We start from the raw sequence: 16,893 nt of genomic DNA on the forward strand, positions 1-16,893 counted from the left end.
GTGCGGCGGTACACCTGTCCTCACCACCTACCAGGAGGAATCTCGCATGCGGCCCAGACTTCTCAAGCTCGCCGTCGCCCTCACCATGGCACTGGGGCTGACCGCCCTCGGGGCGGCACCCGCCCTCGCCAGCACGGGCGGCACACCCGACGGGAACACCCACCCGAACGTCGGACTGATCCTCTTCTACAGCGCGGACGGGCGCTTCCGGTGCAGCGCCACCCTGGTGTCGCCGACCGTGCTGCTCACCGCCGCGCACTGCACCGACGGGACGTTGGGCAAGACGCTCGTCACGTTCGACTCGGTGATCGCCGAGCAGCCGCCGAGCCCGTTCCCGGCCGCCGCCGACCCGACCGTCGGGTACACGCAGGCCGAGATCGAGGCCGCCGGCTACCTGTCCGGGACCGCGTACACGCACCCCGACTACTCCGACTTCACCGACCTGGACAACTGGAACGACGTCGGGGTCATCGTGCTCGACCGCCCCGTGACGGGCATCGCGCCGGCGAGCATCGCGGACGTCGGGTACCTCGACGCCTTCGCGCAGCCGGTGCTCAACAAGACCCTGTTCACGGCCGTGGGCTACGGCACCGAGGTCCGCAAGCCGGACTCGGGTCCCCAGAAGCCGCAGCCGATGAGCTACCCGCTGATCCGTCGCTATGTCGACATGCCGGGTCAGAAGCTGACCCCGCAGATCCTGCAGACCAACGGGAACGAGAAGGACAACCGCGGCACGGGCGGCACGTGCTTCGGCGACTCGGGCGGCCCGGTGTTCCTGAACGGCAGCGTCGTGGCTGTCACCAGCTACGGGTACACCGACAACTGCCGGTACCTCGGCGGGTACCAGCGGGTCGACATCGCCGTCGTCCAGGACTGGCTCGCCACCTTCGGCCTCTGACCGGGCGGGGTGCCGTCGGCATACGTCGACGGCACCCCGACCGTGGGCTCAGTGTCCGCGCAGCCGTTCGATGAGACGGCGGTCGCGCTTCGTCGGACGGCCGGCGCCACGGTCGCGGGTGCCCGCCTCGATGTGCTCCTTGGGCGGCGGCGCGGGGGAGCGGTCGAGGTAGCACGCGACCGCGACGGGAGCGCCGACCCGCTTCACGACCGTCCGCTGCACGACGACGATCCGCTCGCGCTCGCCGCCGCGCACGTGCACCTCGTCGCCCGGGACGACGATGGTCGCGGGCTTGGCGCGCTCGCCGTTCACGCGGACGTGGCCGGCCTTGCACGCGGCGCCGGCCGCCGACCTCGTCGGGAAGAGGCGGACCGCCCAGGTCCAGGCGTCCACCCGCGCACGCGTCACCTCGCTCACGAGAGCGAGCCTCTCACGCGCGGGCGGGACGCCCGGAGAGCGTCAGTCGCGCAGCTCCAGGTACTTGGCGATCAGGGCCTGCGTCGACGGGTCCTGCTCGGCCAGGGCCGCGGCGTCGCCCTGCACGGCGGGCGCGACCGCCAGGGCCAGCTGCTTGCCCAGCTCGACGCCCCACTGGTCGAACGAGTCGATGCCCCAGACGACACCCTGGACGAACGTGATGTGCTCGTAGAGCGCGATCAGCTGACCGAGCACGGACGGCGTGAGCGCCCCGGCCAGGATCGACGTCGTCGGGCGGTTCCCGGAGAAGACGCGGGCCGGGACGATCGCCTCGGCGGTCCCCTCGGCGCGCACCTCGTCGGCGGTCTTGCCGAAGGCCAGGGCCTTCGTCTGCGCGAAGAAGTTGGCCAGGAACAGGCCGTGCACGTCGACGCCGCCGTCGGTGAGGGGGTGCGCCGGGTTGGCGACCGCGATGAAGTCGGCCGGGATGAGTCGCGTGCCCTGGTGGATGAGCTGGTAGAACGCGTGCTGGCCGTTGGTGCCCGGCTCGCCCCAGAACACCTCGCCGGTCGACGTGGTGATGGGAGTGCCGTCCCAGCGGACCGACTTGCCGTTCGACTCCATGGTCAGCTGCTGCAGGTACGCCGGGAAGCGGTGCAGGTACTGGGCGTACGGCAGGACCGCGTGCGTGTGCGCGCCCAGGAAGTTGACGTACCAGACGTTGAGCAGACCCATGAGGACGGGCACGTTCTGCGCGAACGGCGTGCTCGCCACGTGCTCGTCGACCGCGTGGAAGCCGGCGAGGAAGTCCCGGAACCCGTCGGGGCCGATGGCGATCGCGAGCGACGTGCCGATCGCCGAGTCCACGGAGTAGCGGCCGCCGACCCAGTCCCAGAAGCCGAACGCGTTCGCGGGGTCGATGCCGAATGCCGCCACCTTGTCCAAGGCCGTCGAGACGGCGACGAAGTGCTTGGCGACCGCGGCGTTGCGCGACTCGTCGTCGTCGGAGGTGCCGAGCGTCTCCCAGAGCCAGGCGCGCGCGAGGCGGGCGTTCGTGAGCGTCTCGAGGGTGCCGAACGTCTTGGACGCGACGATGAACAGCGTCGTCGTCGGGTCGAGGTCCTTGACCTTCTCGGCCAGGTCCGTGGGGTCGATGTTGGAGACGAACCGCACCTCGAGGCCGGGCTGCACGTACGGCTTGAGCGCCTCGTACGCCATCACCGGGCCCAGGTCCGAGCCGCCGATGCCGATGTTCACCACGGTCTTCACGCGCTCGCCGGTCACGCCGGTCCACGCCCCCGAGCGCACCTTGTCCGCGAACGCGTACATCGTGGTCAGCTCGGCCTGCACGTCGTCGTCGATCTGCTGGCCGTCGACGACGAGCGCCGGTGTGCTGCCCGCGGGGCGGCGCAGGGCCGTGTGCAGGACCGCGCGATCCTCGGTGACGTTGATGTGGTCGCCCCGCAGCTGCGCCTGGAACCGGTCCGCGAGTCCGACCTCGTCGGCGAGCCGGAGCAGGAGGGTGATCGTCTCGTCGGTGACCAGGTTCTTCGAGAGGTCGACCGTGAGGTCGGCCAGCGGGAACGTCAGGCGGGTCGCGCGCGCGGGATCGTCGGCGAACCACGCGCGCAGGTCCGGTGAGAGCGTCGACTCGTGCTCGCTGAGGTCCTGCCAGGCGGTGGTGGCGGTGGCGTCGACGGGGGGCGTGGGCACGGTGGTTCCCTCTCTGCGGGCGTTCTCCGGCTGGGTCTCGCGCCGTTCGCGCGCGGGGCCGGGTCGAAGACCAACCTATTGCGCGCGCCCGGTGCGCTGCACGGGGGCGTCCGCGCGGGGTCGGTCACACTCGCGCGGTCGGGCAGGGAGTTGCCGGCGGCGGTTGCTTAGGGTGTGCGACATGTCTCGCGTCCCCACCGCCGTCCTCGCCGGTCTGACTCTGGTCGTCGGGTTCGCCGTCGCCCAGCTCACCGACGTCCGCGCCCTCGGCGGCGCCGTGCTCCTGGCGGGTGTCGCATGGTGCGCGTTCCGGTCCCGAGCGGCCGGCTGGTGGCGCGTGACGCTGGTCGTGCTGACCGGTGCCGTGTGCTTCGTCGCCTCGCACCTGCTCGCCCCGCACCTCGGCGCGTGGCCGTCGGTGGTGCTGGTCGCGCTCGTGCTCGCGGGCGTGACGTACGTGCTCGTCGACCGGCCCTCGACCAGGTCGCTGCCCGCGACGGCCTGAACCCGGGCGTCCGTCGGCCAGGATGGCTCCATGACGCTCCTCGTCTGCTGCGGGCTGGCGACCCTCGACGTCGTCCAGGTGGTCGAGCACGTGCCCGGCCCGAACGAGAAGCTCGTCGCCCGGGACCTGTCGGTGACGTTCGGCGGGCCCGCCGCCAACGCGGCGGCCACCGCCGTCGCCCTCGGGGTGCCGACGATCCTCGTGACCGCGCTGGGCGCCGGACCCGTCGCGGACCTCGTGCGCTCGGGCCTGGTCGCCGCCGGGGTGTCGGTCGTGGACCTGCGCGCCGGCGTGCCCGGGTCGCCCGCGGTGTCGACGGTCCTGGTCACCCGGTCGACGGGCGAACGGGCGGTCGTCTCGGTGAACGCGACGGGCACCGCCGACCTGGCGGACGCGGCGTCGGCGGTCGTCGACGTGCTCGACGGGGCCGGCGCCCTGCTCGTCGACGGGCACCACCTGGCCGCGGCCGAGGTGCTCGCCCGCGCGGCCGCCGTCCCGGTCGTGCTCGACGGCGGCAGCTGGAAGCCGGGCCTCGAGCGGCTGCTCGCGCACGTGGACCACGCGGTGCTCTCGGGGGACTTCGCGATGCCGTCCACCGAGGACGACCTGCTCGCCGCCGTGGCCGCCCTCGGTCCCGCGTCGGTGGCGCGCTCGTCCGGCTCCGGGCCCGTGCGGCTGCTCGTCGGTGGACGGCTCGTCGAGATCGTCCCGCCCCAGGTGACCGACGTCGTCGACACCCTCGGGGCCGGCGACGTCCTGCACGGCGGGATCGCGGCGTCGCTGGCACGCGGCAGCGACATCGAGCAGGCGGTCCGGGACGGGGTGCGGCTGGCGTCGGAGTCGGTGCGTCACGCCGGCGCGCTCGGGTGGACGTCGCGCTGACCGCCTCGTCCGATCGGCCGACCGACGACGCGCTCGATCGGCCGATCCGCAGGTCAGGTGCGGATGCCTAGGCTGCACACGTGATCGCAGCCATCCGTCGCCTCTGGGCCGCCCCCCGGGCCCCCGGCGCGCCCGCGCGGGTCTGGCGGGACTGGTGGCTCGTCGGGATCCTGCTCGTAGCCTCCGCAGTCGAGGTGGCCACCCGCCAGGTCGCGTGGCTCTACATCTCGATCCCCATGGCGCTGATCACGATCGGCGCCCTGCTCTTCCGTCGCACGCGTCCTCTGCTCGCCGTGCTCGTCGCGTACGGCGCGGTCCTCGTCGTCGACATCGCCGCGATCAACCGGCTCGACGACTCCGTCGGGCTGTACACGACCGCCGCGATCCTGATCCTGTCCTACGCACTGTGCCGCTGGGGGAGCGGTCGCGAGGTCGTGCTGGGGCTCGGGCTCGTCCTGCTCACGGGCGTCCTGGGCATCGTCGGGCACTACACGACGGTCGGGGAGACGATCGGCGAGGCCGTGTTCTTCCTGTCGCCGTGCCTCATCGGCGGCGCGGTGCGCGTGATCTCGACGAGCAGGCTCCGGGCGACCGACCAGGTCAAGCTGCGGGAGCGAGAGCTGCTCGCGCGGGAGCTGCACGACACCGTGGCGCACCACGTCTCGGCGATCGCGATCCGCGCGCAGGCCGGCCGGGTCGTGGGAGCGACGGACCCCACCGCCGCGATCGACGCGCTCGAGGTGATCGAGGGCGAGGCGACCCGCGCGCTCAGCGAGATGCGGCTCATGGTCCGCACGCTGCGCGAGGGCGACGACGTCGACCTCGCCCCGCAGCGGGGGGTCGACGACATCGAGCGTCTGGCGTTCGGCACGGTCCCGCCCGTGGCCGTGTCCCTCGAGGGTGCTCTCGACGACCTGCGGCCGACGGTCGGCGCCGCCGTCTACCGGCTGGCCCAGGAGTCGATCACCAATGCCGTCCGCCACGCGCGCCACGCCACCCGGATCACCGTGCGGGTGACGGGCTCGCAGGACACGGTCCGCCTGACGGTCGTCGACGACGGCGAGCCGCACGTGACCGGGCGCGGCTGGACCGGGTACGGGCTGATCGGCATGACCGAGCGGGCCGCCCTGCTCGGCGGGACCCTCGCGGCCGGGCCGGGCGCCGAACGTGGCTGGACGGTCGACGCCGTCCTGCCCAAGGCAGGAGCGTCTCGATGACGATCAGCGTTCTCGTCGCGGACGACCAGGAGCTCGTGCGCACGGGCTTGTCGATGATCCTCGACGCCCAGGACGGGATCTCCGTCGTCGGACAGGCGGTCGACGGCAGGTCCGCCGTCGCGATGGCCCGCCGGCTGCGGCCCGACGTCTGCCTGTTCGACATCCGGATGCCCGGGATCGACGGCATCGAGGCGACCCGGCAGCTGGCCGGCCCCGCCGTCGCGGACCCGATGGCGATCGTCGTCATCACGACCTTCGACCTCGACGAGTACGTCCACGGCGCTCTGCAGGCCGGGGCGCGGGGCTTCCTGCTCAAGGACGCCGGACCAGAGCTGCTGGTGCAGGCGATCCACGCGGCCGCCGACGGTGACGCCCTCATCGCCCCGAGCATCACGCGCCGGCTGCTCGCCGTGTTCTCCGAGGCCCGCGGTGGACCGCCCCCTCAGCCCCTGGCCCCGTTGACCGGTCGCGAGGAGGACGTGCTGATCACGGTGGCGCGCGGTCGGACCAACGCCGAGATCGCCGACGAGCTGCACATCAGCATGAGCACCGTGAAGACCCACCTGGCCAGCCTCATGGGCAAGCTCGGCGTGCGGAACCGCGTCGAGCTGGCGATGTGGGCCTACGAGACGGGCCGCATGAAGGGCTGACGCGCGACGCCGACGGCGCCCCGCCCACGCGAGGGCCCCACGTGCTGGTGGCGCCGTCGCGAGCGCCGGGGGCCGTCGGGCGGGGCCGCCGGCCGGATCGCCACCGGGAGCGGGTCAGGCGGTGCCGAGCGCCTCGCGGACCAGGGGCGCGATCTTGGTGCCCAGCACCTCGATCGACTTCAGCGACTCCTTCTGCGGGACGCCGGACAGGTCCATCTGGAACGACTGCCGGTCGTGGTGGAGCACCTCGTGCAGGGCGACGATCCGCTCGGCGATCTGCTCGGGCTCGCCGACGAAGTAGGCGCCGCCGCGCGCGGCCTGGGACTCGAACGAGATCCGGTTGGGCATCGAGAAGCCGCGCTCGGCAGAGATCCGCCGCATCGACTCGTGCCAGTACGGGTAGAAGAAGTCGCGCGCCGCCTTGCCGTCCTCGGCGAAGTAGCCCATGCCGGCCACGGACACGAACTGCGTGGACGCGTCGGCCCCGGACTGGGCGTGGGCGCGTCGGTACAGATCGACCAGCGGGGCGAACGACGCCGGCTGGCCGCCGATGATCGCGTAGCTGATGGGCAGCCCCAGGGCGCCGGCCCGGATCGACGACTGCGGGTTGCCGCCGGTCGCCACGGCGATGGTCAGGTGCTGGCCGCGACCGGGGTGGTCGAAGGGGCGAGGGAGGACCAGCGCGTCGTCGAGCGGCGGCCGGAACCGACCGGACCACGTCACGCGCTCGCTCGCGTCGACCTGCAGGAGCAGCTGGATCTTCTCGTCGTACAGCTCGTCGTAGTCGTCCAGCGAGGCGCCGAACAAGGGGTACGACTCGATGAACGACCCGCGCCCCGCGAGCAGCTCGACGCGTCCCTGCGAGAGCAGGTCCATCGTCGCGAACTGCTGGTAGACCCGCACGGGGTCCTCGGTGGAGAGCACGGTGACGGCGCTGCCGACGGTGATCCGGGAGGTCTGCGCGAGGCCCGCCGCGATGACCGTCGAGGGGGAGGAGATGGCGTAGTCGGGCCGGTGGTGCTCGCCGATCCCGACGTAGTCGAGGCCGACCTCCTCGACCAGACGGATCCGCTCGAGGACGTCGCGGATGCGCTGCCCGGGGCTGGTGACCTCGCCGGAGACGGGGTCGGGGTGGACGTCGCCGAACGTGTACATCCCGAGTTCCATGTCCATGCGAACGCATCGGACGGCGACGGTGTTCCCGCAGGTCGCGCCCGACGAACCGGTAGATGCGCAGGTCAGCGCGGTGCGCCAGCGGCGATCTGTGTGAGCGTTAACGCAAAGTCATCCCACGAAACGCTCGTGTGAACGTCCGGTCACGATGTGATCACGGTCACCGAAGTGACTTGACGTCGATTAGTAAGGAAGGTCTACTAACAAACGTGACAGCGACAACGCAGCCGCCCGCCGCGGCCCGGGGAGTTGGTCGGGCACTGCGCCCGACCGGCAAGGTGCTCCCCGAGCACGCACGTGCGCACAACCGATCGCTGGTCCTCGCGCACCTCTTCCACATCGGCCCCGCGTCCCGTGCCGACATCGCCCGCAGCACGGGTCTGACCCGCGTCACGGTGTCCGGTCTGGTGGCCGTCCTGATCGCCGAGGGGCTGGTCGAGGAGCTCGGTGTCCGCGTCGAGGGCAAGGTCGGCAAGCCGGCCACTCTCGTCGGGATGCGGACCGAGGCGTTCCAGATCGTCGCGGTCGACCTCACCGACGACTCCCGCCTGCTGGGCGCGGTCATGACCCTCGTCGGCGACGTCGTCGTCCGGAGGTCCGAGGCCCTCGAAGGTCGCACGGGCGAGGCCGCCGCCGACCTGCTCGAGGCGCTCTGCCGCGACCTGCTGGCCGCGGCGACCCGCCCGGTCATCGGTGTCGGCATCGCGTCCCCGGGTGTCATCGACCTCGACGGCATGGTGGTCCAGGCCCCCAACCGTGGCTGGTACAACGTCCCGCTGGCCCAGCAGCTGACCGAGCACCTCGGCGTCCCGGTGCACGTCGCCAACGACGCCAACACGCGCGCGCTCGGCGAGTTCACGTACGGCTCGGCCGCCGGGTCGGGCTGCATGGTCGTCACGGTCGGCCAGGGTGTCGGCGCCGGGATGGTCGTGGACGGCGCGCTCGTGCTGGGCCGCCACCACGCGGCGGGGGAGATCGGCCACGTGACCGTGCTCGACGGCGACCTGCGCGACGAGCCCCCGCTCGACTGCGCCTGCGGCCGATCGGGCTGCCTCGAGACCGTGCTGAGCGTGCCGGCCCTGCGCCGCCGCATCGCGGGACTCACCCCTGAGGAGTCCGACGCCGCACTGGCGTCGGTCGGACGGCTGCTGGGCATCGCCCTGGCACCCGTCGTCAGCGCCCTCGACCTCGCCGAGGTCCTGCTCTCCGGTCCGCCGGAGCTGCTGGACGGACCTCTGCGTGACGCGGCGCTCACCACCGTCCGCGCGCGGACCATGCCCGTCATCGGGCACGGGCTCGCCATGCGGATGGGATCCCTCGACGAGGACGGGGCTCTCGCTGGTGCGGCAGTCCTCGTTCTGTCGGGCCAGCTGGGGGTCTCGTGAGGACCCCCAGCCGGCCCACTGCACGTCAGAAGAAACCCCCGGCGACGCCGCTCGGCGCTCGTCTCGCTCACGGGAGGAACCCCAACGTGAAGATCCTACGTTTCGCGGCCGTCGGCGTGGCGGCCACGCTCGCGCTCGCCGCTTGCAGCAACGGCGACGACGCATCGGACGACACCTCGTCGGCAGCCAGCACGCCCGAGGCTGCGACGATCAAGCTCTGGCTGAACGGCACCGACACCCCGGACGCGCTGCGTGAGTACCTCACCACGACGTTCGAGGCCGAGAACCCGGGCTCCAAGCTCGTCATCGAGGAGCAGGACTGGAACGGGCTCGTCCCGCGCCTGCAGACCGCTCTGTCGTCGGCCGACCAGACCCCGGACGTCGTCGAGATCGGCAACACGCAGTCGCCGACCTTCACGTACGCCGGCGCCTTCGCCGACATCACCGACATGTACGACGAGCTGGGCGGCGACAAGCTGCTCCCCGGCTTCGTCGACGCGGGTAGCGCGGACGGCAAGTTCTACGCCGCTCCCTACTACTCCGGCGCGCGTGCCGTGTTCTACAACAAGGACGCGTTCGCCGCGGCGGGCGTCGAGGTGCCCACCACGCTCGAGGAGTTCACGACCGTCGCGCAGAAGCTGCAGGCCGCCAACCCCGCGGGCTCCGGCTTCTGGCTCCCGGGCCAGGACTGGTACAACGGCGCCGCGTGGCTCTACACCAACGGTGGCAACTTCGCGGTCAAGGACGGTGACACCTGGAAGGGTGCCCTGTCCGAGCCCGACTCCATCAAGGGCCTCGAGCAGGTCCAGGAGCTGTTCAAGACGGCGACCAAGGCTCCGGCCGACAGCGACTCGAACGAGCCGTGGGTCCCGTTCAACCAGGGCCAGTCCGCCATGTTCTCCGCGCCCACCTGGGCCCGGTGGAGCATCGACCTGCCCCAGTGCAACAAGGGCGTCGACCCCGACGACACGTCGGACGCCGCCAAGGCGCTCCGCACCGAGCAGCAGGCCTGCAACGAGGAGCACACCGGCGTCTTCCCGCTCCCGGGCATCGAGGCCGGCTCCTACGCGAACGGCTTCGCCGGCGGCTCGAACATCGCCGTCGCCGCGAAGTCGCAGCACCCGGAGCTCGCCAAGAGCCTCCTGAAGATCATCTTCACGGAGGAGTTCCAGAACATGCTCGGCAGCAACGGCCTCATCCCCGGCAACACGGACTACGCCGCCTCCATGGGCGACGACGTCTACGCCAAGGCCGCTGTCGCCGCCGCGCTGAACGCCAAGCTCACGCCGGCCGCCGAGAACTGGGCCACCGTCGAGGGCGACCGCATCCTGGAGGACTTCTTCCAGCAGCTCGCGACGGGGGCCGACGTCAAGGAGGCCGCTGCCGCTGCTGACAAGCAGATCGAGGCCGCGCTCAACTGATGACCTCGGCCGGCCCTCGCTGCTGCGGAGCGGAGGGGGCCGGTCGGGCCTCAGGCCGGGTCGGAGGGCCTTCGACCCGGCCGTTCCGGAAACACGACGCACAGCACACACCACTGCTGTACTGATCACTGGTCGTCGTCCGGGCTGTAGCTCGACACAGTGCGGACGACCCCCTGATCCGGGTGCGGTCGGGCCTGCCGACGCAGGCGGACCCGGCCGCGCCACCAGACAGGAGTTCTTCCATGGCAGCCACTGCCCCCGTGGTCGAGCACGACGGCACCCCGCCCGTGTTCCCACGTCGTAAGCGCCGCAACGTCGGTGTGTACGGATTGCTGGTCCCGGCCGGCATCGTCATCGCCGTCGCCCTCGGCTACCCCCTGATCCGGCAGTTCATCACCTCGTTCCAGGAGTACGGGCTCAAGCAGCAGTTCGGAGCCCCCGCCGAGTGGGTCGGGCTGAAGAACTACCAGGAGCTCCTCTCCGACCCGTACGTCTGGGCCGTGATCGGTCGCTCGATCGCCTTCTGCCTGGTGAACGCGGCCGTCACGATGGTCATCGGCATCGCGTTCGCCGTGCTCATGCAGCGCGTCAGCCGCGGCGCCCGGATGACCCTGATGGTCGCCCTCCTGCTCGCCTGGGGCACCCCGGTCCTCGCGTCCATGACGGTCTGGCAGTGGCTCTTCGACTCGCAGTACGGCGTCGTCAACTACGTGCTCGCCAACGTCTTCGGGGCCGACGACATGGCCGGCCACTCGTGGATCATCGAGCCGCTGTCGTTCTACTTCGTCGCCACCGTGATCGTCGTCTGGATGTCGGTGCCGTTCGTCGCGTTCTCCGTCTACGCGGGCCTGCTCCAGGTCCCCGAGGAGACGATGGAGGCCGCGCAGCTCGACGGCGCCTCCCAGCGGCAGCGCTTCTGGAACATCACGATCCCGATGATCCGGCCCGTCCTGTCGATCGTGCTGCTGCTGCAGGTGATCTGGGACATGAAGGTGTTCACCCAGATCTACGTCCTGCAGCGTGCCGGCGCGCCCACGCACGAGACGAACCTGCTCGGCACGCTCATCTACTCCTACGCAGGGGACTTCTCCAAGGCGGGAGCGCTCGCCACGATCATGCTGGTCATCACGCTCGGCCTGACCGGCTTCTACGTCCGCCAGATGCTGAAGGAGGACGAGCTGTGAGCACCGTCGCCACCCCAGCGCCCGCCCCGGCGCCGCAGGGAGCCCCCGTCGTCCCCGTCGCCAAGCGCAAGGCCCGGGTCAAGACGACCGAGTCCGGTCGTGCCCAGACCCGCACGGGCCGCCGCGTCCTCGGGATCGTCGCCGTCGTCGTGGCCATCGCCTGGGTCTTCCCGATCTACTGGATGGTCAACAGCGCGTTCCTGCCGCTGAACAAGCTGCAGACCAGCAAGCCGACGTTCTTCCCGCTCGACGGGACGATCTCGAACTTCCGCCGCGTGTGGAACGACCCGTCGTTCTGGGACGCGATGAAGGTCTCGCTGACGGTCGTCGTGATCGTCCTCGTCGCCGCCCTGATCTTCGCGTTCCTCGCCGCGCTCGCCGTCAGCCGGTTCCGGTTCCGCGGTCGCAAGGCGTTCATCCTGACGATCCTCGTGGTGCAGATGATCCCCGCGGAGGGGCTCTTCATCTCGCAGTACCGGATGCTCGACGGCTGGAACCTGGTGAACACGGCCATCGGCCTGGCCATCGTCTACACGGCGGCGATCCTGCCCTTCACGATCTGGATGCTGCGCGGCTTCGTGGCCGGCGTGCCGATCGAGCTCGAGGAGGCGGCGATGGTGGACGGCCTGTCGCGCACCGCCGCCTTCTTCCGGATCACCTTCCCGCTGCTCGCTCCCGGCCTCGTGGCCGCGGGCGTGTACGGGTTCCTGCAGGCCTGGAACGAGTACACCCTCGCCCTCGTCGTCATGACCGACCCGACCGAGCACACGCTGCCGCTGTGGCTGCAGGGCCTCGTCGAGTCGAACCGTGCGACCGACTGGGGCGTCGTGATGGCAGGCTCGGCACTGATCGCGATTCCTGTGATCGTCTTCTTCCTGTTCGTCCAGAACAAGATGACGTCCGGGCTGGTCGCCGGAGCGGTGAAGGGCTGACGTGAGCACGCAGGGGATCCCGACTCCACTCAGGGCGTCGGACGACGGGCCGCGCCCGTGGTCCGTCGGGCTCGACATCGGCGGCACCAAGGTGCTCGGTGTCGCGCTCGACGGGGACGGCGTGGTGCGGCACCAGGTCCGGCTCGCCACCACGAAGGGTGTGCAGGGCCTGGTCGACGTCGCGGTCGCGGTGGTCGAGGACCTCGCGGGCCGCGTGGGTCTGCCGGTGTCCGAGCTCGCGGGTGTCGGCATCGGGCTGCCCGGGGTCGTCGACGCCGACAAGGGCCTGGTCGAGCACGCCGTGAACCTGGGCATCGAGGAGAGCACCCCGCTCGCGTCGATCGTCGCGGAGCGTCTCGGTGTGCAGGTCCGGGTCGAGAACGACCTCACCGTCGCCGTCGTCGGCGCCGCGCACACGGTCGACGGTGCGCAGGGCACGGGCGAGCCGGGGGTGCACGACATCGCGTTCCTCGCGCTCGGCACGGGCCTGGCCGCCGGGCTGCTGCTCGAGGGCCGGCTGCGGCGCGGCTCGCACGGCGGCGCCGGCGAGATCGGCCACCTGACGCTGGTTCCGGACGGGCTGCCGTGCAAGTGCGGCCAGCTCGGCTGCCTGGAGCAGTACGCGTCCGGGTCGGCGCTCGACATCGCCTGGCCCAGCCGGTTCGGCCGTCCCGCGCCCGCCGAGCTGTTCACCGCGGCCGCGGACGGGGACCCGCAGGCGATCGAGGTGCGCGACCGCTTCGCGTGGGCGGTCGCCTCCGCGGTCCGCATCCTCGTGCTCACCGCCGACGTCGACCTCGTCGTGATCGGCGGCGGCGTCAGCGCGCTCGGCCAGCCGCTGCTGCGGGCCGTGCGCGGCGAGCTGGAGCGGCAGGCGGAGGCGTCGCCGTTCCTCGCGTCGATGAGCCTGCCCGGACGCGTGAGCCTGGCTCCCGCTGACGTGCCGGTGGGCGCGGTCGGTGCGGCACTGCTCGGACGAGGGGAGTACTTCTGATGGAGGTCGTCATCGGTCCCGGCGCGGAGCTGGGACGTCTGGCCGCGGACGCGATCGAGCAGCTCGTGCGCGCGCAGCCCGACTCCGTGCTCGGCCTGGCCACCGGGTCGAGCCCGCTCGCGGTCTACGACGAGCTCGCTCGACGGCACACGCAGGACGGCCTGTCGTTCGCGCGTGCCCGGGCCTTCATGCTCGACGAGTACGTCGGTCTCGAGGCCAGCCACCCCGAGCGCTATCGCAACGTCATCGAGAAGGAGATCGCCTCCCGCGTCGACTTCGCCGACGGTGCGGTGCAGGGGCCCGACGGACTGGCCGACGACCTCGTCGTGGCCTGTCGCGCCTACGAGGACGCGATCGCGGACGTCGGCGGCGTCGACCTGCAGCTCCTCGGGATCGGCACCGACGGGCACATCGCGTTCAACGAGCCCGGCTCGTCGCTGGCGTCCCGGACCCGCATCAAGACCCTGACGCGGCAGACGCGCGAGGACAATGCCCGGTTCTTCGGGGGGGACCTCGACAAGGTGCCGACGCACTGCCTGACGCAGGGGCTCGCGACGATCATGTCCGCCCGGCACCTCGTGCTCCTGGCCACCGGCAAGGGCAAGGCGGAGGCCGTGCACCAGCTCGTCGAGGGCCCGGTGAGCGCCATGTGGCCGGCGACGATCCTGCAGCACCACCCGCACGTCACCGTCCTCGTCGACGATGCGGCGGCGAGCCGTCTGCAGCTGGCCGACTACTACCGCGAGACGTACCGCTCCAAGCCGCAGTGGCAGGGCCTCTGACGCGGGTGATGTTGCCCACCCGGGACGCCGTCGACGGCCGGTCGGCCCCCGGCGATGTCGGATCCGCCACGTACACTCGACGCCATGAGTGAGCCGTTCCCGATGCCGTCCGCACCAGACGACCCGTCCGGTCCGGACCAGGGGACGTCGACCAGCGTCCTGGAGCGCGAGGAGACGACCGAGCAGGTCGAACCCGGCGACCACGAGCGGTTCGCGCACTACGTGCGCAAGGAGAAGATCCTCGACTCCGCGATCAGCGGCAAGCCCGTGATCGCCCTCTGCGGCAAGGTCTGGGTCCCCGGTCGGGACCCGAACAAGTTCCCGGTCTGCCCGGTCTGCAAGGAGATCTACGAGGGTCTGCGCGAGCCGCAGGACGGCGACAACAACGGCGGCGAGGGCGGCGGCAAGTCCGGCGGTCGCCGCTGGGGCTTCGGTCGCAACCCCGGCTCGGGCTCCGGCGGTTCCGGCTCGGGCGGCGACGCGCGGTTCACCGGCTCGACCAGCGGCGGCTCGTGACGGCCGCCCCGCGCCCGTCCATCGTCCCGTTCACCCACCACGCGTCGTCGTCCGCCGCGTCACAGCTGCCGCCGGCGTTCCCCAGCCGTGCGCCCTGGGGCACGGCGGACAAGCTGCGTGCGTGGCAGGCGGAGGCGATCGAGCAGTACCGGGTCAGCAACCCGCGGGACTTCCTCGCGGTCGCCACGCCCGGTGCGGGCAAGACGACGTTCGCGCTCCGGATCGCCACCGAGCTGCTCGAGGCGAAGGTCGTGCGACGGGTGACCGTCGTCGCGCCGACCGAGCACCTCAAGCGCCAGTGGGCCGACGCCGCGGCGCGCGTGGGCATCACGCTCGACCCCAACTTCAGCAACGCGCAGGGCCGGCACGGGCACGGGTTCGACGGCGTCGCCGTGACCTACGCCCAGGTGGCCAGCAAGCCGGCGCTGCACGCGGCGCGCACGTCAGCGGCGCCGACGCTCGTCATCCTGGACGAGGTGCACCACGGAGGTGACGCGCTGAGCTGGGGCGACGCCGTCCGCGAGGCGTTCGAGGGCGCCACCCGCCGGCTCGCGCTCACGGGCACGCCGTTCCGCTCCGACACCGCGGCGATCCCGTTCGTGCGCTACGACCGCGACCGCGACGGCATCCGGCGCAGCGTCGCCGACTACACGTACGGCTACGGCGACGCGCTGCGCGACCACGTCGTGCGTCCGGTCATCTTCCTGTCCTACAGCGGCTCGATGCGGTGGCGCACCAAGGCGGGCGACGAGATGAGCGCCCGGCTGGGGGAGCCGCTCACCAAGGACATCACCGCGCAGGCCTGGCGCACGGCCCTGGACCCGAACGGCGAGTGGATCCCCAGCGTGCTGGCCGCGGCGGACCGCCGGCTGACCGAGGTCCGGCGCACCGTCCCGGACGCCGGCGCCATGGTCATCGCGACCGACCAGACCGATGCACGCGCCTACGCGGGCCACCTGGCACGCCTCACCGGCAGGTCGCCGACCCTCGTGCTCTCCGACGACGACGGCGCGAGCGACCGGATCGACGAGTTCTCCGCGGGCACCTCGCGGTGGATGGTCGCGGTCCGCATGGTCTCCGAGGGCGTCGACGTCCCGCGCCTCGCGGTGGGCGTCTACGCGACGAGCACGGCGACGCCTCTGTTCTTCGCCCAGGCCGTCGGCCGGTTCGTGCGTGCGCGTCGCCGGGGCGAGACCGCCTCGGTGTTCCTGCCGAGCGTCCCGCAGCTGCTCGCACTGGCCAACACGCTCGAGCTCGAGCGCGACCACGCGCTGGACCGCCCGAAGACCGCCGAGGAGATGGGCGAGGGGTTCAACCCCGAGGACGCCCTGATGGAGGCGGCGAACGCGGAGCGCAACGGCCCGGACGAGATCGGTCCGGACGGCAAGCAAGGGGCGTTCGAGGCGCTCGAGGCCCAGGCGTCGTTCGACCGGGTTCTCTTCGACGGCGGCGAGTTCGGCACGGGCGCGGAGATGGGGTCCGACGAGGAGCTCGACTTCCTCGGCCTGCCCGGACTGCTCGACGCCGACCAGGTGTCCGCCCTGCTGCGCCAGCGGCAGGCCGACCAGCTGAACGGCCGCAAGAAGGCGCCCGCCGACGAGCCGCCGCCGATGGACCACCGCAAGCAGGCCGAGCTGCGCAAGGAGCTGTCGCAGCTGGTGGGGGCGTGGGCGCGCAAGAGCGGCCAGCCCCACGGGTCCGTGCACAACGAGCTGCGCCGCCGCTGCGGGGGTCCGGAGGTGGCCCTCGCCGACCCCGACCAGCTGACCGCGCGCGTCGCCATGGTGCGCGGCTGGTTCGTCGGGAAGAAGTGATCACCTCTTCGGGTGAGGAATCCGCAACCCCCGTCTCGAATCGTGGACGTCGCTAGTCGGGCGTAAAACCGCAGGTCACAGCCCTGGACGCGTGACCACATAGCAGCGACGGCCGGTCGCGCAACTTGGCGTTCGGCGTGCCGACGACCCTCGTCCCTGGCAGCGTTCTGTCGTCGCCGAACGGCCCGGGTACCCCCGCTCGCCGGATCGGCGCTTCTGACGAAAGGGGCATCACCATGCCCGGCTGGCTCATCCTCATCATCATCGGTGTCATCCTGCTCATCCTCGGCTTCGCCGGCGTCGGGTCGTTCCTCATCTGGATCGGCATCGCCGTGCTGGTCGTCAGCCTGATCCTCGCCCTGGTCGGCCGCGGTCGTTCGCGCGTGTAGCGATCGCCCGGCTCGGGCGGG

General features: G+C 71.7%; 17 protein-coding genes. 14 read left to right on the plus strand and 3 right to left on the minus strand.

Features of this window, described 5'->3' with window-relative positions; translation table 11 throughout:
- Positions 1-46 precede the first annotated feature (46 nt).
- Positions 47-898: a S1 family peptidase gene (locus tag AC1DZC_RS12840; RefSeq protein WP_477043550.1), complete on the plus strand. Its 852-nt coding sequence runs from the start codon at positions 47-49 to the stop codon at positions 896-898.
- Between the two features lie 48 nt (positions 899-946).
- On the opposite strand, the gene AC1DZC_RS12845 is transcribed toward AC1DZC_RS12840, so the two are convergent.
- Positions 947-1,315, minus strand: coding sequence for an RNA-binding S4 domain-containing protein (locus AC1DZC_RS12845; protein ID WP_477040991.1), 369 nt, complete (start codon positions 1,313-1,315; stop codon positions 947-949).
- Between the two features lie 42 nt (positions 1,316-1,357).
- Positions 1,358-3,028 carry a glucose-6-phosphate isomerase gene (gene pgi, locus AC1DZC_RS12850; protein WP_477043551.1) on the minus strand — a complete coding sequence of 557 codons (1,671 nt, stop codon included), beginning with the start codon at positions 3,026-3,028 and terminating at the stop codon, positions 1,358-1,360.
- A 181-nt stretch (positions 3,029-3,209) separates the two neighbouring features.
- Between pgi and AC1DZC_RS12855 the strand changes: the two genes are divergently transcribed.
- The 4 genes from AC1DZC_RS12855 (at position 3,210) to AC1DZC_RS12870 (ending at position 6,282) form a co-directional block, all read left to right on the plus strand.
- Positions 3,210-3,533 (plus strand): hypothetical protein, encoded by a 324-nt coding sequence (locus AC1DZC_RS12855; protein ID WP_477040989.1) that lies wholly within the window; start codon positions 3,210-3,212, stop codon positions 3,531-3,533.
- Positions 3,534-3,563: 30 nt separating this feature from the next.
- The gene (locus tag AC1DZC_RS12860) at positions 3,564-4,415 is read left to right on the plus strand and encodes a PfkB family carbohydrate kinase (protein WP_477043552.1); all 852 of its coding nucleotides are present in this window, start codon (positions 3,564-3,566) and stop codon (positions 4,413-4,415) included.
- Between the two features lie 80 nt (positions 4,416-4,495).
- Positions 4,496-5,632 (plus strand): sensor histidine kinase, encoded by a 1,137-nt coding sequence (locus AC1DZC_RS12865; RefSeq protein ID WP_477043553.1) that lies wholly within the window; start codon positions 4,496-4,498, stop codon positions 5,630-5,632.
- Complete coding sequence (locus AC1DZC_RS12870; RefSeq protein WP_477040986.1) at positions 5,629-6,282, plus strand: response regulator; 654 nt, start codon at positions 5,629-5,631, stop codon at positions 6,280-6,282. The genes AC1DZC_RS12865 and AC1DZC_RS12870 overlap by 4 nt, the downstream gene beginning before the upstream one ends.
- Positions 6,283-6,396: 114 nt before the next feature.
- Here the strand turns inward: AC1DZC_RS12870 and AC1DZC_RS12875 are convergent, their stop codons facing one another.
- Entirely contained in the window at positions 6,397-7,455 is a 1,059-nt protein-coding gene (locus AC1DZC_RS12875; protein WP_477043554.1) for an LLM class flavin-dependent oxidoreductase, read from the minus strand.
- 209 nt (positions 7,456-7,664) lie between these two features.
- Here AC1DZC_RS12875 and AC1DZC_RS12880 point away from each other — a divergent pair, with 209 nt between their 5' ends.
- From AC1DZC_RS12880 to AC1DZC_RS12920, 9 genes are all read left to right on the plus strand, one after another.
- Complete coding sequence (locus AC1DZC_RS12880) at positions 7,665-8,840, plus strand: ROK family protein (protein WP_477043555.1); 1,176 nt, start codon at positions 7,665-7,667, stop codon at positions 8,838-8,840.
- An 86-nt stretch (positions 8,841-8,926) separates the two neighbouring features.
- Positions 8,927-10,261 carry an extracellular solute-binding protein gene (locus tag AC1DZC_RS12885; protein WP_477043556.1) on the plus strand — a complete coding sequence of 445 codons (1,335 nt, stop codon included), beginning with the start codon at positions 8,927-8,929 and terminating at the stop codon, positions 10,259-10,261.
- Positions 10,262-10,503: 242 nt separating this feature from the next.
- On the plus strand, positions 10,504-11,445 hold the full coding sequence (locus AC1DZC_RS12890; protein WP_477038835.1) for a carbohydrate ABC transporter permease: 942 nt from the start codon (positions 10,504-10,506) through the stop codon (positions 11,443-11,445).
- Positions 11,442-12,377, plus strand: a complete 936-nt coding sequence (locus AC1DZC_RS12895) for a carbohydrate ABC transporter permease (RefSeq protein ID WP_477038836.1) — start codon at positions 11,442-11,444, stop codon at positions 12,375-12,377. The genes AC1DZC_RS12890 and AC1DZC_RS12895 overlap by 4 nt, the downstream gene beginning before the upstream one ends.
- Position 12,378: 1 nt before the next feature.
- The gene (locus AC1DZC_RS12900; RefSeq protein WP_477043557.1) at positions 12,379-13,371 is read left to right on the plus strand and encodes an ROK family protein; all 993 of its coding nucleotides are present in this window, start codon (positions 12,379-12,381) and stop codon (positions 13,369-13,371) included.
- Positions 13,371-14,153 carry a glucosamine-6-phosphate deaminase gene (gene nagB, locus AC1DZC_RS12905; RefSeq protein WP_477043558.1) on the plus strand — a complete coding sequence of 261 codons (783 nt, stop codon included), beginning with the start codon at positions 13,371-13,373 and terminating at the stop codon, positions 14,151-14,153. Before AC1DZC_RS12900 ends, nagB begins: the two co-directional genes overlap by 1 nt.
- An 84-nt stretch (positions 14,154-14,237) precedes the next feature.
- Complete coding sequence (locus tag AC1DZC_RS12910; protein WP_477038839.1) at positions 14,238-14,669, plus strand: DUF3039 domain-containing protein; 432 nt, start codon at positions 14,238-14,240, stop codon at positions 14,667-14,669.
- A complete protein-coding gene (locus tag AC1DZC_RS12915; RefSeq protein WP_477043559.1) occupies positions 14,666-16,483 on the plus strand; it encodes a DEAD/DEAH box helicase in 1,818 nt (605 codons plus the stop codon). The genes AC1DZC_RS12910 and AC1DZC_RS12915 overlap by 4 nt, the downstream gene beginning before the upstream one ends.
- 236 nt (positions 16,484-16,719) lie before the next feature.
- Positions 16,720-16,872: a hypothetical protein gene (locus tag AC1DZC_RS12920; protein WP_477038841.1), complete on the plus strand. Its 153-nt coding sequence runs from the start codon at positions 16,720-16,722 to the stop codon at positions 16,870-16,872.
- Positions 16,873-16,893 lie beyond the last annotated feature (21 nt).

It is taken from the genome of Cellulomonas sp. P2_B4 (genome assembly GCF_056404795.1).